Origin of the sequence: Streptomyces himalayensis subsp. himalayensis, assembly GCF_013778455.1 — a bacterium.
Taxonomy (GTDB): Bacteria; Actinomycetota; Actinomycetes; order Streptomycetales; family Streptomycetaceae; genus Streptomyces; species Streptomyces himalayensis.
This window is the reverse complement of record NZ_JACEHE010000019.1, coordinates 38831-65565: the sequence shown is the minus strand read 5'-3', so window position 1 is coordinate 65565 and position 26735 is coordinate 38831. Positions and strand designations below refer to the sequence as shown.

Annotated in this window: 22 protein-coding genes; 15 read left to right on the top strand and 7 right to left on the bottom strand. The window is 69.5% G+C overall.

The annotated features are described in order from the left end of the window. Positions 1-11: 11 nt before the first annotated feature. The 5 genes from H1D24_RS27625 to H1D24_RS27605 are packed head-to-tail and all read right to left on the bottom strand — an operon-like array spanning position 12 to position 6530. Entirely contained in the window at positions 12-1022 is a 1011-nt protein-coding gene (locus tag H1D24_RS27625; protein WP_181660423.1) for a LacI family DNA-binding transcriptional regulator, read from the bottom strand. Positions 1023-1050: 28 nt separating this feature from the next. Further along, positions 1051-3378 carry an alpha-xylosidase gene (gene yicI / locus H1D24_RS27620; RefSeq protein WP_181660422.1) on the bottom strand — a complete coding sequence of 776 codons (2328 nt, stop codon included), beginning with the start codon at positions 3376-3378 and terminating at the stop codon, positions 1051-1053. Between the two features lie 16 nt (positions 3379-3394). Next, positions 3395-4216: a carbohydrate ABC transporter permease gene (locus tag H1D24_RS27615; RefSeq protein WP_181660495.1), complete on the bottom strand. Its 822-nt coding sequence runs from the start codon at positions 4214-4216 to the stop codon at positions 3395-3397. Between the two features lie 50 nt (positions 4217-4266). Continuing rightward, positions 4267-5241 carry a carbohydrate ABC transporter permease gene (locus H1D24_RS27610; protein ID WP_181660421.1) on the bottom strand — a complete coding sequence of 325 codons (975 nt, stop codon included), beginning with the start codon at positions 5239-5241 and terminating at the stop codon, positions 4267-4269. Beyond that, complete coding sequence (locus H1D24_RS27605) at positions 5241-6530, bottom strand: ABC transporter substrate-binding protein (RefSeq protein ID WP_181660420.1); 1290 nt, start codon at positions 6528-6530, stop codon at positions 5241-5243. The genes H1D24_RS27610 and H1D24_RS27605 overlap by 1 nt, the downstream gene beginning before the upstream one ends. Before the next feature lie 808 nt (positions 6531-7338). Here H1D24_RS27605 and H1D24_RS27600 point away from each other — a divergent pair. From H1D24_RS27600 to H1D24_RS27585, 4 genes are all read left to right on the top strand, one after another. Further along, the gene (locus H1D24_RS27600; RefSeq protein ID WP_181660419.1) at positions 7339-8316 is read left to right on the top strand and encodes a LysR family transcriptional regulator; all 978 of its coding nucleotides are present in this window, start codon (positions 7339-7341) and stop codon (positions 8314-8316) included. Positions 8317-8497: 181 nt separating this feature from the next. Next, on the top strand, positions 8498-9496 hold the full coding sequence (locus tag H1D24_RS27595) for a hypothetical protein (RefSeq protein WP_181660418.1): 999 nt from the start codon (positions 8498-8500) through the stop codon (positions 9494-9496). Further along, positions 9497-11671, top strand: coding sequence for a bifunctional polysaccharide deacetylase/glycosyltransferase family 2 protein (locus tag H1D24_RS27590; RefSeq protein ID WP_181660417.1), 2175 nt, complete (start codon positions 9497-9499; stop codon positions 11669-11671). It begins immediately after the preceding gene. Continuing rightward, entirely contained in the window at positions 11668-13047 is a 1380-nt protein-coding gene (locus H1D24_RS27585; protein WP_258564354.1) for an acyltransferase family protein, read from the top strand. The genes H1D24_RS27590 and H1D24_RS27585 overlap by 4 nt, the downstream gene beginning before the upstream one ends. Before the next feature lie 263 nt (positions 13048-13310). On the opposite strand, the gene H1D24_RS27580 is transcribed toward H1D24_RS27585, so the two are convergent. Next, entirely contained in the window at positions 13311-13568 is a 258-nt protein-coding gene (locus tag H1D24_RS27580; RefSeq protein WP_181660416.1) for a helix-turn-helix domain-containing protein, read from the bottom strand. Further along, a complete protein-coding gene (locus H1D24_RS27575; RefSeq protein ID WP_181660415.1) occupies positions 13568-14182 on the bottom strand; it encodes a DUF2975 domain-containing protein in 615 nt (204 codons plus the stop codon). Before H1D24_RS27575 ends, H1D24_RS27580 begins: the two co-directional genes overlap by 1 nt. 345 nt (positions 14183-14527) lie before the next feature. Here H1D24_RS27575 and H1D24_RS27570 point away from each other — a divergent pair, with 345 nt between their 5' ends. The 11 genes from H1D24_RS27570 to H1D24_RS27520 all read left to right on the top strand — a co-directional run bounded on the left by H1D24_RS27570 (position 14528) and on the right by H1D24_RS27520 (position 26686). Then, the gene (locus H1D24_RS27570) at positions 14528-14776 is read left to right on the top strand and encodes a ribbon-helix-helix protein, CopG family (RefSeq protein WP_181660414.1); all 249 of its coding nucleotides are present in this window, start codon (positions 14528-14530) and stop codon (positions 14774-14776) included. Then, the gene (locus tag H1D24_RS27565) at positions 14773-15207 is read left to right on the top strand and encodes a PIN domain-containing protein (protein ID WP_181660413.1); all 435 of its coding nucleotides are present in this window, start codon (positions 14773-14775) and stop codon (positions 15205-15207) included. Before H1D24_RS27570 ends, H1D24_RS27565 begins: the two co-directional genes overlap by 4 nt. A 240-nt stretch (positions 15208-15447) precedes the next feature. After that, on the top strand, positions 15448-16830 hold the full coding sequence (locus H1D24_RS27560; RefSeq protein WP_181660412.1) for a nitrate/nitrite transporter: 1383 nt from the start codon (positions 15448-15450) through the stop codon (positions 16828-16830). A 239-nt stretch (positions 16831-17069) separates the two neighbouring features. Further along, positions 17070-18209 (top strand): uroporphyrinogen-III synthase, encoded by a 1140-nt coding sequence (locus tag H1D24_RS27555; protein WP_181660411.1) that lies wholly within the window; start codon positions 17070-17072, stop codon positions 18207-18209. A 502-nt stretch (positions 18210-18711) separates the two neighbouring features. Next, the gene (locus H1D24_RS27550) at positions 18712-19290 is read left to right on the top strand and encodes a GNAT family N-acetyltransferase (protein WP_181660410.1); all 579 of its coding nucleotides are present in this window, start codon (positions 18712-18714) and stop codon (positions 19288-19290) included. A gap of 79 nt (positions 19291-19369) precedes the next feature. Beyond that, complete coding sequence (locus H1D24_RS27545) at positions 19370-20023, top strand: CGNR zinc finger domain-containing protein (protein WP_181660409.1); 654 nt, start codon at positions 19370-19372, stop codon at positions 20021-20023. Between the two features lie 188 nt (positions 20024-20211). After that, on the top strand, positions 20212-20733 hold the full coding sequence (locus H1D24_RS27540) for a sigma-70 family RNA polymerase sigma factor (RefSeq protein WP_067273687.1): 522 nt from the start codon (positions 20212-20214) through the stop codon (positions 20731-20733). Further along, on the top strand, positions 20730-21569 hold the full coding sequence (locus H1D24_RS27535; RefSeq protein ID WP_181660408.1) for an anti-sigma factor family protein: 840 nt from the start codon (positions 20730-20732) through the stop codon (positions 21567-21569). Before H1D24_RS27540 ends, H1D24_RS27535 begins: the two co-directional genes overlap by 4 nt. A 224-nt stretch (positions 21570-21793) precedes the next feature. Further along, on the top strand, positions 21794-24133 hold the full coding sequence (locus H1D24_RS27530) for a HelD family protein (RefSeq protein ID WP_309484460.1): 2340 nt from the start codon (positions 21794-21796) through the stop codon (positions 24131-24133). Between the two features lie 476 nt (positions 24134-24609). After that, complete coding sequence (locus H1D24_RS27525) at positions 24610-26043, top strand: NAD-dependent malic enzyme (protein WP_181660406.1); 1434 nt, start codon at positions 24610-24612, stop codon at positions 26041-26043. 361 nt (positions 26044-26404) lie between these two features. After that, positions 26405-26686 (top strand): HU family DNA-binding protein, encoded by a 282-nt coding sequence (locus tag H1D24_RS27520; protein WP_067273695.1) that lies wholly within the window; start codon positions 26405-26407, stop codon positions 26684-26686. The last annotated feature ends 49 nt before the right edge of the window (positions 26687-26735 follow it).

The following is a 26735-nucleotide window of genomic DNA, read 5'->3' as shown; positions in this document are numbered from 1 at the left end:
TACAGACCGGTTCAGTGGGCGGGTCGCGGCGCCGAGCTCGCGCGCGCCGTCAGCCGCGGCGCGAGCAGCGTGGCCTCCGGTACGGGAACGCGGTCCAGCTTCTTCATCAGCAGCTCCACGGCCCGCGACCCCACCTCCGCGGACGGGATGGCGATCGAGGTGACGGGGATACGGAACTGCTCCGCGAGCTCGTCGGGGCAGATGGCGGTGATGGACAGATCGCGGGGCACGCGCAGCCCCAGCTGTTCGAACGCCTCGATGAGCGGCTCCACGACGGGCTCGTTGTGCACGACGACGCCGGTGAGCGCCGGCTGCTCGCGCAGCAGCTGCTCCGCGACCCGCCGGGCGGCGGCCGGGGTCGCCTCGCACGGGTGGAAGGACGAGGCCAGACCGTGCCGGTCGGCCGTGGCGGTGAAGCCCCGGACGACACGCTGGGCGAAGCCCGTCTCCCGTGCGTACACCTCGGGAGGCGACCCCACGAGCCCCACACAGCGGTGCCCGAGCAGCGCCAGATGCTCCACACAGGCCCGGCCCGCCGCCTCGAAGTCCAGGTCGATGCAGGTCAGCCCGGCGGGCTCGGCCGGGAAACCGATGAGTACCGAGGGACGGTCGAGCGTACGCAGCAACGGCAGCCGCGGATCGTGCAGTTGGACGTCCATGACGATGAGCGCGTCCACGAGCGCCGAGTCCGCGACCCGCCGCAGCCCGTCGTCGCCCTCCTCCTGGGTGAGTAGCAGCACGTCGTGGTCGTGCTGCCGCGCGCTCGTCACCACGGAGACCGCGAACTGCATGACGACCGGCACATGGATGCCCGTACGCAGCGGGATCACCAGCGCCAGCACGTTGGACCGGCTGCTGGCGAGCGCCCGCGCCCCGGCGTGCGGCCGGTAGCCCAGCTCGCGGATGGAGGCCTCGATACGCCGGCGGGTCTCCTCGGATATGGGGCGCTTGCCGCTCAGTGCGTAGCTGACCGTGCTGGCGGACACCCCGGCGTGCCGCGCCACGTCTGTGATCTTGACCAAGACTTCCCCCTCAGCGGTCGAGTACCTGTCAGTTGGCGCCGAGCGTCTCAGGGTTGCCGTGCGTACCGAATGTCCTGTTTGTACCGACTGTGCCGGAGGGGCCCTGGCCCAGCTCCAGGGTGAGGAATCCGGTGCCGGCCTCCGCCCGCACCGTTCGCCCCTCGGCCGCCAGCTGCCAGGGCGCCACCGGGTCGCTCGCCGAGGCGCGCAGCGTGTCGCCCTCGCGTACGACGGTGAAGGTGACGTCGCCGACGGGCACCGTCACCTGGGCGCCGGGCTCCAGGCCGTAGGCCTGCAGCGTCACCCCGTGCGCGTACGCGTAGTCGGGCCGGTCGTCCACCGCGCCCACCGGGATCACCGCACCCGGCCGCACCAGCACGGGCGTGCTCAGGAAGCCGTGCCGCTCGCGGACCCAGCGTGGACCGGTGACCGTCTCGCCGGTGAGGAAGTGCGTCCAGGTGCCCTCGGGCACGTAGTACGACACGTCGCCCTCGTCGGAGAAGACGGGCGCGACCAGCAGGTCAGGGCCGAGCATGTACTGCCGCTCCAGATGCGCGCACCCCGGATCGTCCGGGAACTCCAGCACCATCGCCCGCATCATCGGAACGCCCTCGGCGTGCGCGGTGCGAGCGGCCTCGTAGAGATACGGCATGAGCCGCAGCTTGAGCTTGGTGAACAGCCGCAGGACGTCCACGGCCTCCTCGTCGAAGAGCCACGGCACGCGGTACGACGAGGAGCCGTGCAGCCTGCTGTGCGAGGACAGCAGCCCGAAGGCGATCCACCGCTTGAACAGCGCGGGTGACGGAGTGCCCTCGAAGCCGCCGATGTCGTGGCTCCAGTAGCCGAAGCCCGACAGGCCGAGCGAGAGACCGCCGCGCAGCGACTCGGCCATCGACTCGTACGTCGCCTCGCAGTCGCCGCCCCAGTGCACCGGGAACTGCTGGCTGCCCGCGGTCGCCGAGCGCGCGAAGACGACGGCCTCGCCCTCGCCCCTGTGTTTGCGGAGCACATCGAAGACGGTGCGGTTGTAGAGGTACGTGTAGTAGTTGTGCATCCGCTCGGGGTCCGAGCCGTCCGCGTAGGCGACGTCGACGGGGATGCGCTCGCCGAAGTCGGTCTTGAAGCAGTCGACGCCCTGCGCGAGCAGCGCCTCCAGCTTCGCCGCGTACCAGTCACGGGCGGCAGGGCTGGTGAAGTCGACCAGCGCCATGCCCGGCTGCCACAGATCCCACTGCCACACGCTGCCGTCGGGCTTCCTCAGCAGATGCCCGAGCGCCTTGCCCTCCGCGAACAGCGGCGACCGCTGCGCGATGTAAGGGTTGATCCAGACGCAGATGTGCAGGCCCCGGTCCTTCAGCCGGGACACCATGCCCTCAGGGTCCGGGAAGACGCGCGGATCCCATTCGAAATCACACCAGTTGAACTCGCGCATCCAGAAGCAGTCGAAGTGGAACACCGACAGCGGCAGGTCCCGCTCGCGCATGCCGTCGATGAACGACGACACCGTCTGCTCGTCGTAGGAGGTGGTGAAGGACGTCGACAGCCACAGCCCGAACGACCAGGCGGGCGGCAGCGCGGGCCGACCGGTGAGCGCCGTGTACTTGCGCAGGATCTCCTTCGGGGTCGGCCCGTAGATCACGTAGTACGTCAGCGCTTGCGTCTCGGCGCTGAACTGGACGCGGGACACCACCTCCGAGCCGACCTCGAAGGACACCTTTCCGGGGTGGTCGACGAAGACGCCGTAGCCCGCGTCTGTGAGGTAGAACGGCACGTTCTTGTAGGCCTGTTCGGTGGCCGTGCCGCCGTCCGCGTTCCACATGTCGACGACCTGGCCGTTCTTGACCAGCGGCCCGAAGCGCTCGCCGAGCCCGAACACCGAGGTGCCGACGCCGAGGTTGAGCTGCTCGCGCAGGTAGTGCCCGCCGTCCGCGTCCCGCATGATGCCCATGGCCTTGGTGCCGCTGGTGGTCAGCGTCCGGCCGCCCGCCAGGAAGTCGACGTGCCAGGGTCCGGTGCGGGCCACGCGTACGGACAGCGCTCCCGCCGTCAGCAGGGCGTGCTCCTCGTCGTACGAGACGTGCGAGCCGAAATCCTCGGTGTTCACCGTGAAGCGGGGGCCGCGCTCCTCCTCGCCCTCGAAGTGGGTGAGGGTGACGCCGATGACGTCGGGCATCGGGGCGTGCGCACTGATGGTCACGACCGGTCCCTTCAGCAGGTCACCGCGGTGGCGGATGGGCTGGGTCGGGGCGTGGATCTGCAGGGTGCCCGGGTCGTCGGAGGTGACGTCGAGGACCTGGACCGGGTAGGCGGCGGTGACCCCTTCGCGCAGCAGCCAGTAGCCGTCGGTGAACTTCATGGGCTTCGTACACCCCTTACTTGACCGCGCCCACGGCGATGCCGCGGGTGAGCGTCCGCTGGAAGACGAGGAAGAAGACGATGGCGGGCAGTACGCCGAGCAGAGCGGCCGCGTTCGTCATCGTGGCGTCCATCAGGCGCTGGCCCTGGAGGACGCCGAGCGCCACCGACACCGTCTGGTTGTCGTTGGAGATCAGCATGACCAGTGGCAGCAGGAACTCGTTCCAGGTCCAGATGAAGAACAGGACCATCAGCACCCCCATCGTGGGGCGGCTGACCGGGACGACGATCCGCCACAGGACCTGCCACTTGTTCGCGCCGTCGATCTGGGCCGCCTCGATAATTTCGCGCGGGAACTGGCCGAGGATGGACGACAGCAGATACGTCCCGAAGGCGGACTGGATGACGACGAACACGATGATGACGCTCAGCCGGGTGTCGTAGAGGCCGACTTCCTTGGACAGGTAGTAAACGGGGTAGACCAGGGCCTCCTGCGGCAGCATGTTCGCCAGGACGAAGAAGGCGAGCACCCAGGGACGGCCCTTGATGCGGCCGACGCCGATCGCGTACGCGTTGAGGACCGACAGGACGACCGCGCCGACCGCCACAGAGCCGCTGATCAGCAGGGAGTTGACGAGCTTCTGCCCGAAGTCGACGCGCTCCCAGAAGTCCTTCAGGCCGTCGAGATAGAGGCCGTCGGGCAGGCTGAGGGGGCCGTTCGCGGAGTACTCGGCGGGTGATTTGACCGCGTTGATCGTGACGATCAGGAACGGCAGGATCATGAAGACGGCCGCGATGACGAGAGCGGCAAGGACGGGATATCTGCGGACGGCGGCCATCGGGCTCCTGGAGCCCCTGGTCGTAGCGCGCCCGCTCAGCGTGGCCCCGCTCATCGGGCTCCCTCCTCGGCGTCCTCAGCGCGGGTCTGCAGACGCAGGGCCACCAGGGCCAGCGCCAGGATGATCACGGTCAGCACGGTGGCGACCGCCGAGCCGTAGCCGACCTGCGTCTTCTCGAAGAAGTTCTGGAACGAGAAGTACGAGGGGACATTGGTCGCCCCGCCGGGACCGCCCTTGGTGAGCACGTACACCGCGCCGAACACCTTGAGTGCCGCGATCGTGCACCACAGCATGACGACATAGATCTCCGGGCGGATCTGCGGCAGCGTGACGTGCCAGAACCGCTGCCACCAGCCGGCGCCGTCCAGCTCGGCGGCCTCGTACAGCTGGGGGTCGACGCGCTGCAGCCCCGCCATGAAGACCACCAGCGGGAAGCCGATCTGCACCCAGACCATCACGCCCATGACGCTGTAGAGCGCGATGTCGGGATCGCCGAGCCAGTCCTGCTGGAGCGAGCCGAGCCCGACCGTCTTCAGCAGCTCGTTCAGCGAGCCGTTCTCGGGCGCGAGGATCCAGCTCCACACGATGCCGGCGACCGCGATCGGCAGCACCTGCGGCAGATAGAAGCAGGCCCGCAGGACGGCCGCCGTCTTCGAGCCGAAGTGCTTGGCGACGAAGTCGAAGAGGGCCGCTGCGACGACCAGGCCGATGGCGGTCGGCACGACCGCCATCGCCACGACCATCGCGAGGCTGTGCCGGAACGACTCCCAGAACGCTTCGTCCTCGAGGAGCCTGCGGTAGTTGTCGAGCCCCGTCCACTTCGGCGACCCCACGCCCTGCCAGTCCGTGAAGCTCACACCGGTGTTCATCAGGAACGGCAGGACGACGATCGCCAGGAACGCGAGAGCTCCGGGGAGCAGGAAGAGCGCGTACGAGTTGCGGCGGGGGCGGTGCGGGGGCCGCCCGGCAGTCCGGGACTTACCGGTCACCCGGCCCCCGCCGCTCCGTTCGGCGAGCACGGTCATTACTGCGGCACACCGTCGTCGTAGGCCTTCTGCAGCGCGTCGAGATACGCGTCCGGCGTGGCCTTGCCCGTGATGAGCTTCTGCGTCTCGGAGACGAGGACGTCGTAGAAACCGGGGACGGGCCAGTCCGGATAGAAGGCCAGGCCGTCATTCGCGGACAGCGTGTTGAAGTTCTCGATGAGGGCCTTGGACTGCTCGTCGGTGATGGCGGACGCGTCGGCCGCGACCGGGACACCGCCCTTGTTGCCGAGCAGGTTCTGGTACTTCTTCTTCATCGTGATGTCGATGAAGTCGTAGGCGAGATCCTTGTTCTTGGCGCCCTTCGGCACCACCCACAGATTTCCGCCGGAACCGAGCGTCATCTTCGAATCGGGCCACAGGAAGGTGCCCCAGTCGTACTTGATCTCGGCCTTGAACCGGCCGAACCACCAACTGCCGGAGAACAGAATGGGATTCTTGCCAGCAATGAATGCGACGCCCGCGTCCTCGGCCTTGGTGCCGCTCGAACTCTTCGCTATGTAGCCCTTCTTCACCCAGTCCGCGAAGGTCTCGGCACCATGGGTCCAGGCGGCGTCGTGGAAGTCCGTCTTGCCCTTGTAGAGCTCGTACGAATCCACCCAGGAGCGGTCCGCCTTGGAGAGCGCGAGCTGGTAAAGGTACTGCTGAGCCATGTACTCGGCACCGGCATTCGCGAGCGGCGTGACGCCGTTCTTCACGAAGGTGTCCATGGCGTCGGTGAGTTCGTCGAGAGTCTTCGGCTCGGCGATGTCGTACTTCTTGAAGAGGTCCTTGTTGTAGTACACCATCGTGTACTCGGCGTAGTTCGGGATGCCGTACCAGTTGCCGGACCCCATCACGCCCTTGGCGTCGTACTGGCTGGTGGTGCGGACGCTCGGCGCGATCAGCTTGTCCCACCCGCGCTTCTCGACCTCGGCCGTCATATCGGTGAGCAGTCCCTGCTTGGAAAGCAGACCGGCCGTCGCGTTGCCCTTGTTGTACTCCATGAGATCGGGCGCGTCGTCCGAGTTCAGCACCATCGGGGCGGTCTTCTGGATCTGCTCGAAGCCTTTCTCCTCGAACTTCACCTTCACACCGGGGTGCGTCTTTTCGAATTCCTTGATCGCCTCGTTCCAGGCCTGGGCCATCGCGCTGTCCGGGCCCTCGTAATGCCAGAGCTTGAGGGTCTTCGCATCGGACGAGCCGCTGTCTGAGTCGCCGCAGGAGGCCAGGAGCAGGGTTCCCGAAAGAACCGCCGCCACTGCCGCCGCACGCCTTCGTGCCGTCAACATCCAGTGCCTCCGAAGGGAGTGGAGAGATCACTTGCGGGTGGATCGCGTGACGCCGTGCTGTCGAATGCAGTCGAATCCCGTCGAATCGTTTCGACGATCACCGTCGAAGCGCTTCGATGGGGGAACTTATGTGCGCGCTGCGGGTGCGTCAATGGGCTGGACGGGAATTTCTGGCGGATGCGCGAGCGGCGGAACATGAGATCAGGAGCGCGATTGCGGCCGCGGCGACCGGCACGCCGTATCCCGCCGCGGCCGACACGTGCTCGGCTGCCCACCCGCCCAGGGCCGAGCCGCAGGCGACGCCTCCGGGCAGGGCTGCGGTGGCTCGTCGTCCGCCAAGGCCCGCGGTGGCTCGTCGTCCGTCCGTGCCCGCGCCGACTCGTCGTCAGCCAAGGCCCGCGGTGGCTCGTCGTCCGCGAGGGCCCGGGGCGCGCGGCACCGCGGCCGCTATCAGGGAATCTCCGGTGACGGTCAGGAACAGTGAGGATGGTTGTTGCGGCATGCATCGAACGGTGCCCGCGGCCGTCCTGAGTGGTCCAACACCTTCTCGACCGATTAAGTGGTGCTCACAAAATGGGCGCCCGGCTCGAGGCGCCTGGCACACACTCCCCCAGCTAACGCTGGGAGGTGCCCCCACGCCGCGTTGCCGAAACACCCTAGTAGCTCCTCCCCATTGCCTTAAGGGCATGGGAGGTGCCCCCATCGAGGGTCTTCCGGCGCCTTGCGATCGCACGCACCAGGCGCCTCGAGCTGATCGGACTCCCATTTTGTGAGCACCTCTAACGCACCTGCGTTGTAAGTTCGCCCAGTGCCCGCCGCCCTGGACCCCCGCCTCCTCCGCGCCTTCCTCGTCGTCGCCGAGGAGCTGCACTTCACCCGCGCCGCCGCCCGGCTGTACGTCGCGCAGCAGGCCCTGAGCCGCGACATCCGTCGTCTGGAGCGGGAGTTGGACGCCGAACTCTTCGTACGGACGACGCGCCAGGTGGCCCTGACCGCCCATGGCGAGCGGCTCGTTCCGTACGCACGGCGCGTGCAGGAGGCGCAGGACGCCCTGCTGACCGCCTTCGGCCGCGGGGTGGCAGACCCGGCGCGGCCGCTGCTCGTGGACGTCAACAGCCCGGGACTGGTCTTCGACAGGATCCTCGACCGCGCCCGTGAACTCGCCCCCGAGTCCGAGCTGATGGCCCGCTTCGAGAGCGGCCTCACCGGCGCCGCGGCCGAGATGCTCGCCGGGCGCCTCGACGCGTCCTTCGGGCGGTACGCCGGTCTCGACCCCGCACTACGCGACCGCCTCGCGCAACAGCCGGTCAGATACGAACCGATGGCGGTCATCCTGCCGCAGGACCACCGGCTGGCGGAGCGCGAGGCGGTACCGCTCGACGAACTCGCGGGCGAGACCGTGTACGCAGGCGCCGGCAACCCCCGCACACCCGAGTGGACCGACCTGGCGCACCGGCTCTTCGAGGGCCGCGGTATCGAGGTCGCGCCGCCCGCCCCGCTGGCGGTGGGCACCGAGGAGTTCCGGCGGATCATGGCGAAGTACCGGAACCCGGTGCTGGCCGTGGTGGATTTTCCGCCTGTGCCCGGCAGTGTCCTCCGGCCCCTCGTGGACCCCGTCCCTCTGTCACCCGTGTCACTGGTGTGGCCAAAGCGACTGGCGCATCCGGGACTTGACGCGCTGCGTGAGGCCGCGGCAACGCTGGCGAGCGAGTACGGATGGCTCCGGCGGCCCACGAACGGATGGATTCCAGCCGCGGACGCCCACGTCATGCTGTGCCGGGAGTGACGCGGCGGTACGACTGTCAGTCCGGTGCGCTACATTCATGGTCCGGGCGCAGTGTGATAGGGGGGCGCTCGGATCGGGTGGGGGCCCGATCCGACGGCAGGTGCCCGGAGTCGTACGCGCACCCGGTTCGGTCCCAGGGGGGAAGTGCGTGCGCGTGGAAAAGTGGCGGGAAGACACCCAAGTGTCGGAGGACACCGGAGAATCGGACGAGCCGGAACGGCCGGATGAGCCGAAGAGGCCGGAACGGCCGGACGACGAGGGCTCGGCGGACGGTGCCGACGGTGCCGCACCGTCGCGCGACAGCGACGGGTCGGACGATGCCGAGCCGGCGCCCGAAAGCTGGTTTCGACGCGGCCGGGAACAACAGGACGGCAGTGGCCTCCTGGGCGCCGTGCCCGCGCAGCCGGACCGCGGCCATGAAGACGACCTCGGCTTCGACCACGCCCATGACCCGAACGAGGTCACGGTCCAGCTCGATGCCGTCGGGTACGAAGAGGGCCGGCTGACCGTTCAGGAGAAGAAAAAGCAGGGCGGTCACGAAGTCCCGGTGTTCGTGGACGACTCGGGCCGCCGCAGCCGCACACTGCGCCGTATCGGCATGGCCGTCGGCATGGTCTGCGCGGTCTACGCGATGATCATCGTGGCCACCCTGCTCTCGGGCAACTCGAGCGCACCCTGGCTGCCGATCACCGGCCAGAACGACGACGACAAACCGGCGGGCAAGGTGGAGACGTCACCGCGGCCCGCCGACCCCGCGAGCCCTTCCGCCTCGGTGGGCACCACACCCGGCGTGAGCCCTTCGGGCACCGACGGCATCACGGCCTCCCCGGGGGCCGGCGCCTCGCCCGATCCCAGCGCCAGCGCGAGCGAGCCCGGCGAGTCCGCCGACCCCGACCCCACGACGAGCAGCAAGCCGGACCCCGAGGACAGCAGCTCCGCGGACCCCGGTCCCGACCCCGACCCCGACCCGACCGGAGAAGAACCCTCGACGCCGGTCGACCCCGAGCCGACGGACACCGGTGAGCCGTCCCCCGAGCCGACTCCGTCCACCGGTGAGGGCGGCGACGGCACCGACACCGTGGCGGAGAGCCCGATCGCGGAGGTCCCCGTCGAGATGGACCCCGGCAGCCCGTCCGAACCGACCGCTCCGTCGTCCCCGTCCTCGGAAAGCACCCTGTAAATGACCTCCCGCCCACGTAGTCCGCAGCGCCGCAGGCTGCCCATGCGCTACCTGCTGCCCTCGCTGCTCCTGGTCGCCCTGCTCGCGATGCTGATGCTCCGCGGCTACGTGCACAGCGAGATCCTCGCCGACCACCGCGTCCGCCCGCCGGTGGCTGCCGACAAGGTGCCGGACGAGATCCTCAAGGGCGGCCCGGTCATCGACACCCGCAGCGGCCGGGAGACCACGCTGACCATGCCGGACCGCCGCCTCGTGCTCACCTTCGACGACGGCCCCGACCCGGAGTGGACCCCCAAGGTCCTCGACGTGCTGGCCGAACACGACGCGCACGCCGTCTTCTTCATCACCGGCACCATGGCCTCCCGCTACCCGGAGCTCGTGCGGCGCATGGTGGCGGAGGGCCACGAGATCGGGCTGCACACGTTCAACCACCCCGACCTGTCGTACCAGTCCAAGCGCCGCATCGACTGGGAGCTGTCGCAGAACCAGCTCGCGCTCGCGGGCGCCGCGGGTATCCGCACGTCGCTCTTCCGCCCGCCGTACTCGTCGTTCTCCGCCGCCATGGACAACGCGTCGTGGCCCGTCACCGAGTACATCGGCGGCCGCGGCTACATCACCGTCGTCAACAACACCGACAGTGAGGACTGGCGGAGGCCGGGTGTCGACGAGATCATCCGCCGGGCCACGCCGAAGGGCGACCGGGGCGCCATCGTGCTGATGCACGACTCCGGCGGCGACCGCTCGCAGACCGTGGCCGCGCTCGACCGCTTCCTGCCCGAACTGAAGGCGAAGGGGTACGAGTTCGACAACCTCACCGAAGCCCTGGACGCATCGAGCGCCCACACGCCCGTGACCGGCCTCGACCTGTGGAAGGGCAAGGCGTGGGTGTATCTGGTCAAGGCCTCCGAGAACGTGAGCGGCGTCCTCGTCGTCGGCCTCGCGGTGATCGGCGTCCTGGTCTTCGCACGCTTCGGACTCATGCTCGTCCTGTCCGCCGTGCACGCGCGGCGCGTAAGGCGGCGCGGCTTCAGCTGGGGCCCGCCGGTCACGGAACCGGTGTCGGTGCTGGTCCCCGCGTACAACGAGGCCAAGTGCATCACCCACACGGTGAACTCGCTGGCGCAGAGCGACCACCCCATCGAAGTGATCGTCATCGACGACGGCTCCAGCGACGGCACGGCCCGCATCGTCGAGGACATGCGCATGCCGAATGTCCGCGTGGTGCGCCAGCTCAACGCCGGCAAGCCCGCGGCGCTCAACCGCGGCCTCGCCAACGCCCGTCACGACATCGTCGTGATGATGGACGGCGACACGGTCTTCGAGCCGTCCACCGTCCGTGAGCTGGTGCAGCCCTTCGGCGACCCGCGCGTCGGCGCCGTCGCGGGCAACGCCAAGGTGGGCAACAAGGACTCGCTCATCGGCGCCTGGCAGCACATCGAGTACGTGATGGGCTTCAACCTCGACCGCCGGATGTACGACATGCTGCGCTGCATGCCGACGATCCCCGGAGCGGTGGGCGCCTTCCGCCGCACGGCCCTTGAGCGGGTCGGAGGCATGAGCGACGACACGCTCGCCGAGGACACCGACATCACCATGGCGATGCACCGCGACGGCTGGCGCGTCGTCTATGCGGAGAACGCCCGCGCCTGGACAGAGGCCCCCGAGACCGTCCAGCAGCTGTGGTCCCAGCGCTACCGCTGGTCGTACGGCACGATGCAGGCGATCTGGAAGCACCGCAGGGCGATCATCGAGCGGGGTCCGTCCGGCCGCTTCGGGCGGATCGGACTGCCACTGGTGTCCCTGTTCATGGTGGTCGCCCCGCTGCTGGCCCCGCTGATCGACGTGTTCCTGCTGTACGGGCTGGTCTTCGGCCCCACGCAGAAGACCGTCGGCGCCTGGCTCGGCGTCCTCGCGATCCAGGCCGTCTGCGCGGCCTACGCCTTCCGGCTCGACCGCGAGCGCATGACCCATCTGATATCCCTGCCGCTTCAGCAGCTGCTGTACCGGCAGCTCATGTACGTGGTGCTGCTCCAGTCCTGGATCACCGCCCTCACCGGAGGCCGGCTGCGCTGGCAGAAACTCCGGCGCACGGGAGTGGTGGGGGCGGCGCCCGGCGCCGTGTCCGTGCCTCAGCAGAGGACGGGCGGCACCGGTGATCGGAGGCCGGTGGCATGACGTATCCGTACGGGACCGGGGGCGCGTCTCCCTACGGGACGGGGGCCACCCCCGGGGCAACGCCGCCGGAGGCCACGACGTCGTTCGGGTTTCCGCAGCAGCGCGGGGGCGGGGCGCTCTACCCATCGGCGGGTGCATCGTACGGGCCGGCCGGCCTGGACGACGCGACGCGTCCGTTCAGCACCCCTGAAGGGTTGTCGCCACCCACTGAACAGGAGCCTCCCGCCCAGGCGGCGCCCAAGAAGCCGGGCCGCGACCGCTATCTGGACCTGCTGCGCTCCATCGCGCTGGTCCGCGTCGTCGTGTACCACCTCTTCGGCTGGGCCTGGCTGACGGTGCTGTTCCCCTCCATGGGCGTGATGTTCGCGCTGGCGGGCTCGCTCATGGCTCGCTCGCTGAACCGCCCGGCGCTGGGCGTGATCCGGGGCCGCGTCCGCCGACTGCTGCCACCCATGTGGGCGTTCAGCGCGGCGGTGCTCGTGCTGCTGTTCGCGGGCGGCTGGAACCCGGGCTCTGATCCGGACAACGGAGGCACCTGGGGCTGGGTGAGCCTGTTCAACTACCTGGTCCCGATCGGCGCTCCGCCCTTCCCGTGGCACCTCGGCGACAAGGCGGGCCTCCTCGAGGACACCTGGCCGGCCCAGGCGGCGGGCCCTCTCTGGTACCTGCGCGCGTACCTGTGGTTCGTCATCGCGTCGCCGCTGCTGCTGTGGGCGTTCCGCCGCGTGCCGTGGGCGACGCTGCTCGCCCCGCTGGCGCTGACGGCGGTGGTCGGGACCGGCCTGGTGAAGATCCCGGGCGAGACGGGCAACGCGGTCACGGACTTCGCGGTGTACGGCAGCTGCTGGGTCCTCGGTTTCGCCCACCACGAGGGTCACCTGCAGAAGATCCCCCGCTACATGGCGGTCTCCTGCTCCGCGCTCGTCATGGCGTTCGGCCTGTGGTGGGCGTCCGGCCACCTCGGCCCGGACGGCTGGGACCTGAACGACATCCCGCTCGCCCAGGCCACCTGGTCGTTCGGGTTCGTGGTCATCCTGCTTGTCTACTCACCGTCGTGGCAGCAGCTGCCGGGCCGCTTCGCGCGCTGGGACAAGCTGGTGACCGTGTCGAACAACCGCGCAGTGACGATCTACCTCTGGCACAACATGCTGATCATGGCCACGGTCCCGCTCATCGACCTGGCCTACGACCTCCCGTTCATGAACGAGCGCCTCTCCTCCGCCCTCGACACGACCTACTCCCTGTGGATGTTCGCGCTCGTCTGGCCCCTGATAGGCGCAGCGATCCTCGCGGTGGGCTGGCTCGAGGACCTGGCGGCGAAGCGGAGCCCGAGGCTGTGGCCGAACGGGAGCCGGCGCCGGGCAGCCGTCCGGTGACGCGCTGCCGAGGATCCGCGCGTCAGGGGTGAGCCGCCTCGGCGAGCCTCCTGATGTCGCGCAAGGTGGCATGTCGGCGTACGCCCGAACTGCGTACGCCGACGGAAGGGGTCTCAGCGGCGGGTGAGCCACCGGCCCACGCCGACCACCACGGTGAGCAGGAGGACCAGGACGGCCGCGATCGCGATCTTCGTACCCGTATCCATGGTGCTGAACATTTGGGTCTCCTTTTCAGGGGCAATGTGTCGAATTAGTCGTGCGGGTCAGGACTTCTGAGGGTTTCCGGAGGACGATCCGGGGCGGTAGCTGAGCAGGTCGCCCGGTTGGCACTGCAGGACTTCGCAGATCCGGGTCAGGGTGGTGAACCGGATCGCCTTGGCGCGTCCGTTCTTGAGCACGGACAGGTTGACGTTGGTCACGCCGACGCGGTTGGCGAGTTCGGTGAGGGTCATGCCGCGCTCGTTGAGGAGCTTGTCGAGATGCACCTCGATGTCATGGCCCTCGTGGTCGTCGGCGGCCATCAGACGACTCCTTCGAGGTCCTCGCGCATGGACGTGCCTGCGCGGGTGATCCGTGCGAAGGTCAGCAGGCCGAGACCGGTCAGTACGGCCAGGTAGGGAGCTGTCCACATGCTCAGCCAGGTCCCGGCCGAGAAGTCCGCGGTTTCGGCCAGTTCAGCGAGCAGAGCCGCTCTGGCGTTCGCCTCGATGATCTCGACGACCAGGCTGCCGACGAGCAGCCACCAGCCGAGCAGGCGAAGCCTGGATGCCGTCTGCACGGTGTAGACACCGTCCCGCGCCGCTCCCTGAAGGAGTCGGTGCAGCAGGAAGAGTCCGCTGATCAGCAGCAACGTCGATGGAAGTTCGCCGAGTTCGTTGAGCAGACGCAGGTGGGCGTCGGGGCTCTCGGCGCAGTAGCGGGGAATCGAGTCGACCTGCGCCCCGTTCTCGGGGACGAAGTCGTCGGCGGTGACGGAGCTGGTGGTCGAATCGTCGGCGATGCAGACGAAGACGTCCCCCCAACTGCCATGGATGGTCGAGTGGACGAGTCCTGCCGCCAGCAAGGCCAACAGGGTGCGCAGGACGATGGACACGACCGTGGCCATGGGTTCCAGCATCTTCCGGTCTTCGGTCACGACCCCGCCTTGCTTATCGTTTATCGATGTTATCGAGAAACGATAAGTGGCGGGGCGGCGTGAGGCAACCCCTGCAGGCGGCGGAGTCAGTCAGGTGCGCCAAGATCCCGTAAAGCAAGGGGACTTCATCGCCGAGCAGTTCGGGTACCAGTACGCGGACGTCCGGCAGGGGGTGGGCGGAACGGCTCGCTGAAGGTGGTCGCCCTCCCCGACCCCAGCCCGGCGGCGCAGCAGCGCGCCGCGCAGAACTGGGCGCAGTATCCCCAGGCGGGCAGCGGCGGGCCGCTGCCGCCCCTGTTTCCGTCGAGGGAGCTGCGCAACATATGCCGGGTGTAGCATATGGTCATGACGATGAAGCGGACGATGGTCTATGCCGACGCAGATGACATGGCCGTGATCAAGCAGGCCGCTGCCCGGCAAGGGATAAGCGAGGCGGAGATCATCCGTGAGGCACTGCATCTCGCGGCTCTGCGCTACCGCCGACGCGAGAGGCCGCTGGGTCTGCGCCGCTTCAACAGGGGCGATCCCACACTCGCGGACCGGGCCGATGCGATCGTGCGCGAATCGATGGGGTCGGCGAGGACCGAGGATTGATCGTCATCGCCGACACGTCCGGAACGCTCGCTGCGTTCGACACGGCGCATCCGAGCAGCGATCTGGCGTACCGAGTGCTGGAAGAGGCCGGACTCACCGTGTTCTCGCCGCTTGTACTGGCCGAGCTGGATCATGTGGGGCGGCGTGAGCTCGGCGAGGCGCGGGCTCGGGACATGCTCGAGGACATCGTCAATGCTGCGGAGCGGGGTGACTTCGCCATCGCGGAGACCGGCCCCTCGATTCTGCTTCGTGCGCAACAGGTGCAGGCGCGGTACGCCTCGTTGTCGCTGGACCTCGCAGACGCTGTGAATGTGGCGCTCGCAGAGGAGTACGAGACCGATGCGATCCTCACCCTCGACCGGAGGGACTTCCGTGCGGTCCTACCGCTGACCGAGCACAAGGCGTTCCGGGTGTTGCCAGACGATCTGTAAGCATTGCTGAGACGGCGCAGGGCGCCTGAGAAGCGACCTCCGAGAGCACCCATCGCCTCGCCCGGCTCTGTTTCAGGGGCATGGCCCCACGGCCAACCCGTCATGATCCACGGCAAAACCCTCACTGCCGCACCCTGCCCGGGGTGAGAGCAAAGTTCCCCGGAGGTCACCCGCAGCCACAGCGCGGAAACGCGCCCTCCCTACCTTCGGCTCATCAGCCGAGATACGTGGAGGCGTGAGATGACAGCCCCGAGCACCACCACCGCATCGCGTAAGGGGGGCCGCTGGATCGAGCAGTGGGACCCGGAGAACGAGGAGTTCTGGAAGGAGACCGGTGAGCGCGTCGCACGGCGCAACCTCATCTTCTCCGTCCTGTCCGAGCACATCGGATTCTCGATCTGGACCCTGTGGTCCGTCATGGTCCTCTTCATGGGGCCCGAGTACGGGATCGACCCGGCCGGAAAGTTCTTCCTCGTGGCCATGGCCACCCTCGTCGGGGCGTTCGTCCGCGTGCCGTACACCTTCGCCGTCGCCCGATTCGGCGGCCGGAACTGGACGATCATCGCGGCGTCGATGCTGCTCCTGCCGACGATCGCCGCGTTCGTGGTGATGGAGCCCGGCACCTCGTACACCACCTTCATGCTGTGCGCGGTACTCACCGGCGTCGGCGGCGGTAACTTCGCCTCCTCCATGACCAACATCAACTCCTTCTTCCCGCTGCGCAAGAAGGGGTGGGCGCTCGGTCTGAACGCCGGCGGCGGCAACATCGGCGTGCCGGTCGTGCAGCTCGTGGCCCTCGGCGTCATCGGTGCGTCAGGCGGTCCGCGGGTGCTGCTCGGGATCTACATCCCGTTCATCCTGGTCTCCGCGGTGTGCGCCGCGCTCTTCATGGACAACATCGCGTCGGTCAAGAACGACACCGGTGCGGCGAAGGAAGCCGTCCGCGACGCGCACACCTGGATCATGTCGTTCCTCTACATCGGGACCTTCGGCTCGTTCATCGGCTACAGCTTCGCCTTCGGTCTCGTGCTGCAGACCCAGTTCGGCCGTACGCCGCTGCAGGCCGCGTCGGTCACCTTCATCGGCCCGCTGCTCGGTTCGCTGATCCGGCCCTTCGGCGGCTGGCTCGCCGACAAGTACGGCGGCGCCCGCATCACGCTGTGGAACTTCGCCGCCATGGCCGTGGCCACCAGCGTCATCGTGATGGCCTCGATGGAGAAGTCGCTGCCGCTGTTCACCACCGCCTTCATCGCGCTCTTCGTCCTGACGGGCCTGGGCAACGGCTCCACGTACAAGATGATCCCGGGCATCTTCGCCGCCAAGGCCGTGCAGAAGGGGCTCACCGGGGAGGAGGCCGCGGCCTACGGGCGCCGGCTGTCCGGTGCCTCGATGGGCCTGATCGGCGCGGTCGGCGCGCTCGGCGGCCTCGGCATCAACCTCGCCTTCCGGCAGTCCTTCATGACGGCGGGCACCGGCACCGGCGCCTTCGTAGCGTTCCTCGCCTTCTACGCGGTGTGCATCGCGGTGACCTGGGCCGTATACCTTCGCCGTCCGGCCGCCGCCGCCTCGTCGGCCGAGGCGACGTCCGAGGCGAAGCCCCAACTCAGCTACGCGGAGGTGTGACGCACCGCACCGCGGCATCCTGAGACTTCCACATCGGCGGCTGACGCCGCGGGCACCAGGCCCGGCCGCACCGCGGCCGGGCCGGGAGCCTGCCGCCGGTCTGTACGGGATGCGCGGTGACGTAACACGGACGACATCGCAATGATCCGAGCCTGTCACGGGCTGTTGGCAGGCTCGGTGAATCCGGAGGACTACCTGACAGCCGGCCGGAGAACCACTAGAGCTCGGGACGAGAGCCAATGTTCGACCACAAGGAAGGACCCCTCGCGGGGTTCACCGTCGCGGTGACGGCCGCACGCCGTGCCGATGAGCTCGGCGCCCTGCTGCAGCGGCGAGGAGCCTCCGTCGTGCACGCGCCCGCGCTGCGTATCGTGCCCCTCGCCGACGACAGCGAACTGCTCGCCGCGACCAAGGACGTGATCGACCAGCGGCCCGACGTGGTGGTGGCTACCACCGCCATCGGTTTCCGCGGCTGGGTCGAGGCCGCCGACGGGTGGGGCCTCGGCGAGGCGCTGCTCGACCGGCTGCGCGGCGTCGAGCTGCTCGCCCGCGGCCCCAAGGTCAAGGGCGCCATCCGGGCCGCCGGGCTCACCGAGGAGTGGTCGCCTTCGTCCGAGTCGATGGCCGAGGTGCTGGACCGGCTGCTGGGCGAGGGAGTCGACGGACGCCGGATCGCGGTGCAGCTGCACGGCGAACCGCTGCCCGGCTTCGTCGAGGCGCTGCGGGAAGGGGGCGCGGAGGTCGTCGGCGTACCGGTCTACCGGTGGATGCCGCCGGAGGACATCGCGCCCGTCGACCGGCTCCTCGACCTCGCCGTCTCGCGGGGCGTGGACGCGCTCACCTTCACCAGCGCCCCGGCCGCCGCATCCCTGCTCTCCCGCGCCGAGACCCGCGGCCGGCTTCCCGAACTGCTCGCGGCCCTGCACCACGACGTGCTTCCCGCCTGCGTCGGCCCCGTCACGGCGCTGCCGCTGCAGGCCCACGGCATCGACACCGTCCAGCCGGAACGCTTCCGGCTCGGCCCCCTCGTACAGCTGCTCTGCCAGGAACTGCCCGCCCGCGCCCGTACGTTGCCCATTGCGGGGCACCGGGTGGAGATCCGCGGCCACGCGGTCATGGTGGACGGCTGTCTGCGCCCCGTGCCGCCCGCCGGGATGTCGCTCCTGCGTGCCCTCTCGCGCCGCCCGGGCTGGGTGGTGCCCCGCGCCGACCTGCTGCGCGCACTGCCCGGCGCGGGCCGCGACGAACACGCGGTGGAAACGGCGATGGCCCGCCTCCGTACGGCCCTCGGCACACCGAAGCTGATCCAGACGGTGGTGAAGCGGGGGTACCGGCTGGCGCTGGATCCGGCGGCGGACTCGAAGTACGCGGACGTGTAACGGTCCCGGCCGCCGATCCCGACGCCTTATGAAGTCGGACCGGGGGCCTCGTCGGCTCGGCAGCCGCCCACGCCATCCGTGCGGTTCTCGAAGGCGCGGAGCACGGCGATGTTGCTGTTGCTCGCCCGCGTGGCTTCTTCCGCGAGGAGCCCTAGGGCGTGTGTCGGAAGTGGCGCCGTACGCCCGGAGGGCGGGCCCCGCGGCGTCTGGTGCGTGCGATCGCAAGGCGCCGGAGCGCCCTAATAGCGGAGCTATTCGGGCGTTTCGGCAACGCTGCGAGCGTGCGTGCCAGGCGTCGCCCGGCAGGCGCCACTTCCGACACAGGCCCTAGGAGAAACTCCTGTAGCGACTGCCCACGCTCTCGGGCTCGGGCGGCCAGGACGTCGCGTACTTCCTCCGCAACGTCAGCGATCTCCAGCGTCACCATGCGCGCATTATGGCGGTGATCGGCCCGCACGTGAGCAGAGCAGCAACACAACGAGGGCCGTCGTACCGTACGGGGATGATCAGCGACGGAATACGGATACGCCGCGCCACCGCCGAAGACGCCCAGGCGCTCGCCGACGCGTGTGTGCGCAACCGAGAGCATCTGCGGCCCACGGAGCCGTATCGCAGCGAGGAGTTCTACACCGCCGAAGGGCAGGCCGCGCGGCTCGCCGAGGCGGGGAGTGCACGGTGGATCGTCACCGACGGGCCGCTTGTCGTCGGGCGGGCGGATCTGACCGGCATCGCGCTCGGGCCGTTCCGCAGCGCCAACCTCGGCTACTGGATCGACGCGCGGTACGTCGGCCGGGGTCTGGCCTCCCGGGCCGTTGAGGAGGTGTGCCGGGCGGCCCGCGACGTGCTGGGTCTGCACCGCATCCAGGCCGGCACGCTGACCGACAACACCGCCTCGCAGCGCGTCCTCGCGAAGTGCGGTTTCGAACGCATCGGTACTGCTCCCAACTACCTTCACATCAAGGGCGCCTGGCGCGACCACCACCTGTTCCAGCGCATCCTGCACGACGAGCACCCTCCCCCACTCTCGGCTTCGCTCGAGCGGGGGGACCCCCATGGGATCCCGGGCCACTCGGACCGGTAGCAGGGGTTCCGGCGGCGCGCCCGGGCAGGCACTGTAGGGACACGGCACTCACCGGTATCCCCGAGGCGGTGACAGGCTCATGGCATCAGGCGCGACCAGCGCGGCCGCAGCCACCCGTACGTCCCCGGCAGTCACTCATACGTCCCCGGCGCAGGCCGCGGCTCCGTCCCCGCACGAGCCGCGGTTCGACGCCGGGCGGATCTGTCTGGACCTGCTGGCGACGGCGCATCCCGAGGAGCGGCTCGGCTCGATTGAACGGTTGCGCGCCTGGTGCGCGGCTGCGGGGCTCGTCCCCCCTGATACGCCTCTGAGCGCCGCAGAGCCCTCCTGGCTGGCGGCGTTCCGCGAACTCCGCCTGCGCGTCGACGAGTTGGTGCGCGGCGAACTCGACGGACGGTACGCGGGCGGCGCCCTGGAACGCGTCAACGCACTCGCCCGCTGGGCCCCGCCCGCCCCCAGGGCCGTCCGCGCCGAGGACGGCACTCTCGTGCGGGCCCTGCACGACGACCCCGGCTGCACCGCGCTCCTCGCCGCCGTAGCACGCGACGCCGTCGAGCTGCTGACGGACCCGGTCGCCCGAGCACGGCTGCGCCGGTGCGAGGGCGACAACTGCCCCCTCATCTACCTCGATACATCCCGCGGCCGGCGCAGGCGCTGGTGCTCGAGCGAGGCGTGCGGCAACCGGGAACGTGTGGCCCGGCACCGCCGACGGGCGGCGCTCGCGCGGGCCTGAACTCCCAGGCCCTGGAATTCCTTTGACGGAGCCTTGAACACAACGCCGTCCGGCTACGTAACCCGATGGTGAGCGACCGGCTGGGAAGCACCGGCTGGGCAGCCCCAGTCGAATCGGGGACACCGGAGGTAGGCGTGCGCAAGGATTCCGCCGTGGCCGATGAACGTCCGCCCAGGGCACGACATCGCATGTCCCAGCCCGCGGAACCCGACGAGGAGCTGATGCGCGCCCTCTACCGGGAGCACGCCGGTCCGCTGCTCGCGTACGTGCTCCGGCTGGTCGCGGGGGACCGGCAGCGCGCCGAGGACGTCGTGCAGGAAACGCTCATCCGTGCCTGGAAGAACGCCGGTCAGCTCAATCGTGCGACCGGTTCGGTACGCCCCTGGCTGGTGACGGTTGCCCGCCGCATCGTCATCGACGGTCATCGCAGCCGGCAGGCCCGGCCGCAGGAGGTCGACCCGTCGCCGCTGGAGGTCATCCCCGCGGAGGACGAGATCGACAAGGCGCTGTGGCTGATGACACTCTCGGACGCGCTCGAGGACCTGACCCCGGCGCACCGAGAGGTGCTCGTCGAGACGTATTTCAAAGGGCGTACGGTCAATGAGGCGGCCGCGACGCTCGGCATACCCAGCGGCACGGTGCGCTCGCGGGTGTTCTACGCGCTGCGCTCGATGAAGCTGGCACTGGAGGAGCGGGGGGTGACGGCATGAGCACGTACGACGCGTACGGATCCGGGTACGGATTCCCCGGGTCTCCTACGTCCGGGCAGCAGGGCCCTCAGGGCCCCGATGACGTGCACGAGACGGTCGGCGCCTACGCCCTCGGCATCCTGGACGATGCCGAGGCGACCGCGTTCGAAGCCCATCTGGCGGGCTGCGACTGGTGCGCGCAGCAGCTCGAAGAGCTCGCCGGCATGGAGCCGATGCTCGCGGCGCTCGCCGATCTTCCGGGCACCCAGGGCGATCCCGTCAGGGAGCAGTTCGGCGCACAGCTCGTGGTCAAGCCGAGCCCGAGGCTCACGGAGCGGCTCGTCGACGAGGTCGCGGCCCGGCGCGCGGCCAAGCGCAGGCGCGGCCTGTATCTGGTGGCGGCCGCGGCCGCGCTGATCATCGGCGGCCCGCTGACGGTCATGGCGGTGGACGGCGACGACACGAAAACGCTGGCCGATCCGCATCCGACCAGCCCGGCCGAGCATGCGTTCTTCAACGACATGGCGGAGAAGGTGCAGGCCACGGACGCGTCGACCAAGGTCACCGCCACCATCGGCATGGAGAAGAAGGCCTGGGGCACGCACACCGTCCTGGAGCTGCAGAACGTCAAGGGCCCCGAGAAGTGCTCCCTCATCGCGGTCGGCAAGAACGGCGAGCGCGAGACGGTGACCACCTGGTCGGTCCCGAAGTGGGGATACGGCATTCCGGGCAGCACGCACGAGACCGCCAAACACCCCCTGTATGTGCACGGGGGCGCCGCGCTCGCCCGCAACGACATCGACCACTTCGAGGTCGAGACGTTCGACGGCAAGCGTCTGGTGGAGGTGGACGTGTAGGAGGGGTGCGCGCCGCGTTCACATGACGCGTGCGCGCCGCGTCCGCGTCACGCGCGCGCAGCGCATCCGGCCCGTCACGCCCCGCACAGGACCGGATGCGCCGGACGGCCGCATCGGCGGTCTACGCAGGGCGTTTGTGCGGGAATGTGCGCACGCAGGTGCACATGGAGGCCCCCTTTCGCGTACGGTGGACGGCTGCCCAGCACGTCAGAAGGGGGCCTCCGGTGGCCGCGCAGGAAGCCGTCGATTCGGCTGCAGATACCGCTGTCGATTCCGTACGCGACAGCGAGATCAGCGTCGAACAGGAACATCTGGACCGCGTGTACCAGCGTCTCGAAGAGAAGATCCACGAGGCCGAGTTCCTGATGCACGACGCCGCCAAGCGCGGTCACGTCGGCACGCCCGGCGCGCTCGCCGAGCGGGACGCGCAGGTCTTCCGTGCCGGAATCCACCTCAACCGGCTCAACAACGAGTTCGAGGACTTCCTCTTCGGCCGTATCGATCTGCTGACCGGCAAGGACGGCAAGAAGGGTCCCGACGGCGCGTACACAGCGGTCGAGCCGGCCGAGGGCTCCGTGCGGACCGACAACACGGCAGACATCGCCGAGACGCTGCACATCGGCCGCATCGGTGTGCTCGACGCCGACTACTCGCCGCTGGTCATCGACTGGCGCGCCCCGGCCGCCGCGCCCTTCTACCGCTCCACGCCCGTCGACCCCGGCCGGGTGGTCCGCCGACGTGTCATCCGTTCCAAGGGCCGCAAGGTCCTCGGCGTCGAGGACGACCTCATGCGCCCCGAGCTCACGGCCTACCTGGACGGCCGGCAACTGCCGGTGGTCGGCGACGGCGCGCTGATGGCCGCGCTCGGCCAGGCCCGCACCCACACGATGCGGGACATCGTGGCCTCCATCCAGGCCGAGCAGGACCTGGTGATCCGGGCGCCCGCCGCCTCCGTGACGTACGTCGAGGGCGGTCCGGGCACCGGCAAGACGGCGGTGGCCCTGCACCGCGCCGCCTATCTGCTCTACCAGGACCGGCGCCGGTACGCGGGCGGCATCCTGATCGTCTCGCCGACGCCGCTGCTCGTGGCGTACACGGAAGGCGTCCTGCCGTCCCTCGGCGAGGAGGGCCAGGTGGCGATCCGCGCGGTCGGCTCGCTGGTCGACGGCGCCGAGGCCACGGTCTACGACTCCCCGTCGGTGGCCCGCGTGAAGGGCTCCTCGCGCATGCTGCGGGTGCTGCGGAAGGCGGCGCGGGGCGCACTGGAGCTCGGTCCGGCCGGCCACACCCCGGGCCGTCCTGCGGCGCCCGTCGGCCCGCCCAACCGGCTGCGGGTCGTCGCCTTCGGACGCAGGCTCGAGCTGGAGGGCGAGGCGCTCCAGCGGATCCGCCGGACGGCTCTCGGCGGCACGGCGCCCGTCAACCTGCTCCGCCCCCGCGCCCGCAAGCTGCTGCTCGACGCCCTGTGGGAGCAGTCGGGGGCCGGATCCCGGCACACCGACCCGGAGCTCGCCGCCGAGCTGCGCTCCTCCTTCGACGAGGACATCACCTCCGAGGACGACTTCATCGCGTTCCTGGACGCCTGGTGGCCCGAGCTCACCCCGCGCGGTGTCCTCTCGGCGATGGGCGACGAGAAGCTCCTCGGCCGGTGGGCGCGCCGCGAGCTGAACCCGGGCGATGTGCGCAGGGTCGCCCGGTCACTGCGGCGCGACGCGCTCTCCGTCCACGACGTGGCCCTGCTCGACGAGCTCCAGGCGATCCTCGGGACCCCCTATCGGCCTCGCAAGAAGCGCGAACTCGACCCGCTCGAGCAGCTCACGGGCCTGGAGGAGCTCATGCCGGTCCGCGAGGAGTCCTCGCGCGAGCGCGCGGAGCGGCTGGCCCAGGAACGCACCGAGTACGCCCACGTCATCGTCGACGAAGCCCAGGACCTCACCCCCATGCAGTGGCGCATGATCGGCCGCCGCGGACGGCACGCCACCTGGACGATCGTCGGCGACCCCGCCCAGTCCTCCTGGTCCGACCCGGACGAGGCCGCCGAGGCCCGCGACGAGGCCCTCGGCACGCGGCCCCGCCGCCGCTTCACGCTCACCGTGAACTACCGCAACCCGTCCGAGATCGCCGAGCTGGCGGCCCGCGTACTGGCCCTCGCCATGCCGGGTTCCCCATCGCCGTCCGCGGTCCGCTCGACGGGCGTACGGCCCCGCTTCGCCGTCGTACACGGCGAGGGGATGGCGGAGACGGTGCGGGAGGAGGCCCGCCGCCTGCTGGAACAGGTCGACGGCACCGTCGGCGTCGTCGTCGCGATGAACCGCCGCGAGGAGGCCGCCCGCTGGCTCGCCGGGCTCGGCGAGCGCGTGGTGGCGCTCGGCAGCCTGGAGGCGAAGGGACTGGAGTACGACGCGACGGTGGTCGTCTCACCTGCGGAGATCGCCGACGAGTCGCCCGCCGGACTGCGTGTGCTGTACGTCGCTCTGACCCGCGCGACGCAGCAGCTCACCATCGTCTCGGCGGAACGGGACGAGCCGGACGCGGCCGGGACGCCGGACCTGCTCAGGGACTGATCGGCACCTGCTCGGGGACTGATCGGCACCTGCTCGGGGACTGATCGGCACCTGCTCAGGGACTGATCGGCACCTGCTCAGGGACTGATCCGGACATGCTGTCGGGACTGATAGGCGGTACGGGAATTGCCTTAGGGGGATCGTTTGTTACCGTTGACGTGGCACCGGCTCGATCCAAGCCCCCGGGCCCAACCTTCGTCGCTTCGAGCGACCACTTGCCGCGAGGCGAGCATGGCGGGTCGGTGTCACTGAACGTTCGAGAGGTCCGCGCCATCAGGAGGCGCGGACCTCTTTGTCTGGCTTTGCCCTTTTTCATTGCGCCGTCGGAACGAGCGGTGCGAGAACAAAACGTTCGCAATCCGGGGCGGCTACCGCGTACTCGGCGGTAGGTGACACCATCGGATGACGCTGGCCGTGGACTCGCGGCGGGCGCACGCGACACACGCGACACAAAGGGAAAGCAGAGGAAGTCGGCCATGGCAACGGCGCCCAGCGTCTCCTACTCGATGACGGTCCGGCTGGAGGTGCCCGCGAGCGGAACCGCGGTGTCCCAGCTCACCACGGCCGTGGAGTCCTCCGGAGGCTCGGTCACCGGCCTCGACGTCACCGCTTCCGGGCACGAGAAGCTCCGTATCGACGTCACCATCGCCGCGACCTCCACCGCGCACGCCGACGAGATCGTCGGCAAGCTGCGCACCATCGAGGGTGTCGTCCTGGGCAAGGTCTCCGACCGTACGTTCCTGATGCACCTCGGCGGCAAGATCGAGATGGCGTCCAAGCACCCCATCCGCAACCGTGACGACCTCTCCATGGTCTACACGCCCGGCGTGGCCCGTGTGTGCATGGCGATCGCCGAGAACCCCGAGGACGCCCGCCGCCTCACTATCAAGCGAAACTCCGTTGCGGTCGTGACGGACGGCTCGGCCGTGCTGGGCCTCGGCAACATCGGACCCAAGGCCGCGCTGCCCGTGATGGAGGGCAAGGCGGCCCTCTTCAAGCGCTTCGCCGGCATCGACGCCTGGCCGCTCTGCCTCGACACCCAGGACACCGACGCCATCGTCGAGATCGTCAAGGCCATCGCCCCCGGCTTCGCCGGCATCAACCTCGAGGACATCTCCGCACCCCGCTGCTTCGAGATCGAGGCGCGCCTGCGCGAGGCCCTCGACATCCCCGTCTTCCACGACGACCAGCACGGCACCGCGATCGTCGTACTCGCCGCGCTGACCAACGCGCTTCGCGTGGTCGGCAAGGCGATCGAGGACGTGCGCGTGGTCATGTCCGGCGCCGGCGCGGCCGGTACGGCCATCCTCAAGCTGCTGATCGCCGCGGGCGTCAAGCACGCCGTCGTGGCCGACATCCACGGCGTGGTGCACGCCGGGCGACCGGACCTCGTCGACGCGGCCGCGGACTCGCCGCTGCGCTGGATCGCGGACAACACCAACCCCGAGGGCGTCACCGGCACGCTGAAGGAAGCGGTGCGCGAGGCCGACGTGTTCATCGGTGTCTCGGCGCCGAACGTGCTCGACGGCGACGACGTGGCCGCCATGGCCGACGACGCCATCGTGTTCGCGCTCGCGAACCCGGACCCGGAGGTCGAGCCCGCGATCGCCCGTCAGACGGCGGCAGTTGTGGCCACCGGCCGCTCGGACTTCCCGAACCAGATCAACAACGTGCTGGTGTTCCCGGGTGTCTTCCGCGGTCTGCTCGATGCGCAGTCGCGTACGGTCAACACGGAGATGATGCTGGCCGCCGCCACCGCACTCGCGAACGTCGTCACCGAGGACGAGCTCAACCCGAACTACATCATCCCGAGCGTCTTCAACGACAAGGTCGCGGGCGCGGTCGCCGGAGCGGTGCGGGACGCCGCGAAGGCCGCCGGGGTCGCTGTGACGGGTAACACCACCGCCTGACGGGCCGGTGGCCGGGCGTTGTCAGTCCGGGGTATTAGAGTCGGCGCGTCGTGGAACGCGGGGCTTGAGGCCTCCCTCTAGGGTGGCGGGCAGCCAGCCTGAGCCCTGCGGTCCGCTGTCGGGAGTGGACGGAGCGTCATCAATTCGAGGCAGTGGCGCTTTTCGTGTGACTCCCAGGGGTGCCGGATTGGCTTTCCCGCCGCAGGTGGGGGCAGGATGCGTCTCTGGGCGCGAGGGTCTGGCTACGGACCCGGGTCCGGGGACCGACCGAGGACCCTGGCAGCATCGGCTTCGCCGCATCACACATGCGGCTCCGCCGCGTGGCACGCCTCAACGGCAAGAAGAACACGGGAGTACAAAAATGAACCGCAGTGAGCTGGTGGCCGCGCTGGCCGACCGCGCCGAGGTGACTCGCAAGGACGCCGACGCGGTGCTGGCCGCGTTCGCCGAGACGGTCGGCGAGGTTGTTGCCAAGGGCGACGAGAAGGTCACCATCCCCGGCTTCCTCACCTTCGAGCGCACGCACCGTGCCGCTCGCACCGCGCGCAACCCGCAGACCGGCGAGCCGATCAACATCCCGGCCGGCTACAGCGTGAAGGTGTCCGCGGGCTCCAAGCTCAAGGAAGCCGCCAAGGGCCAGTGAGCCCATGCGAAAGGGCGGCTACCCCCTCGGGGTAGCCGCCCTTTCGCTT

What these genes read in the sequence shown, in the direction of transcription:
- H1D24_RS27535 (WP_181660408.1), top strand. Translation starts at nt 20,730, where the DNA reads ATGAGCACGTACGACGCGTACGGATCCGGGTACGGATTCCCCGGGTCT.
- H1D24_RS27585 (WP_258564354.1), top strand. Translation starts at nt 11,668, where the DNA reads ATGACGTATCCGTACGGGACCGGGGGCGCGTCTCCCTACGGGACGGGG.
- H1D24_RS27570 (WP_181660414.1), top strand. Translation starts at nt 14,528, where the DNA reads ATGACGATGAAGCGGACGATGGTCTATGCCGACGCAGATGACATGGCC.
- yicI (WP_181660422.1), bottom strand. Translation starts at nt 3,378, where the DNA reads ATGAAGTTCACCGACGGCTACTGGCTGCTGCGCGAAGGGGTCACCGCC.
- H1D24_RS27555 (WP_181660411.1), top strand. Translation starts at nt 17,070, where the DNA reads ATGTTCGACCACAAGGAAGGACCCCTCGCGGGGTTCACCGTCGCGGTG.
- H1D24_RS27550 (WP_181660410.1), top strand. Translation starts at nt 18,712, where the DNA reads ATGATCAGCGACGGAATACGGATACGCCGCGCCACCGCCGAAGACGCC.
- H1D24_RS27545 (WP_181660409.1), top strand. Translation starts at nt 19,370, where the DNA reads ATGGCATCAGGCGCGACCAGCGCGGCCGCAGCCACCCGTACGTCCCCG.
- H1D24_RS27520 (WP_067273695.1), top strand. Translation starts at nt 26,405, where the DNA reads ATGAACCGCAGTGAGCTGGTGGCCGCGCTGGCCGACCGCGCCGAGGTG.
- H1D24_RS27560 (WP_181660412.1), top strand. Translation starts at nt 15,448, where the DNA reads ATGACAGCCCCGAGCACCACCACCGCATCGCGTAAGGGGGGCCGCTGG.
- H1D24_RS27580 (WP_181660416.1), bottom strand. Translation starts at nt 13,568, where the DNA reads ATGGCCGCCGACGACCACGAGGGCCATGACATCGAGGTGCATCTCGAC.
- H1D24_RS27610 (WP_181660421.1), bottom strand. Translation starts at nt 5,241, where the DNA reads ATGACCGTGCTCGCCGAACGGAGCGGCGGGGGCCGGGTGACCGGTAAG.
- H1D24_RS27540 (WP_067273687.1), top strand. Translation starts at nt 20,212, where the DNA reads ATGTCCCAGCCCGCGGAACCCGACGAGGAGCTGATGCGCGCCCTCTAC.
- H1D24_RS27605 (WP_181660420.1), bottom strand. Translation starts at nt 6,530, where the DNA reads ATGTTGACGGCACGAAGGCGTGCGGCGGCAGTGGCGGCGGTTCTTTCG.
- H1D24_RS27525 (WP_181660406.1), top strand. Translation starts at nt 24,610, where the DNA reads ATGGCAACGGCGCCCAGCGTCTCCTACTCGATGACGGTCCGGCTGGAG.
- H1D24_RS27590 (WP_181660417.1), top strand. Translation starts at nt 9,497, where the DNA reads ATGACCTCCCGCCCACGTAGTCCGCAGCGCCGCAGGCTGCCCATGCGC.
- H1D24_RS27615 (WP_181660495.1), bottom strand. Translation starts at nt 4,216, where the DNA reads ATGGCCGCCGTCCGCAGATATCCCGTCCTTGCCGCTCTCGTCATCGCG.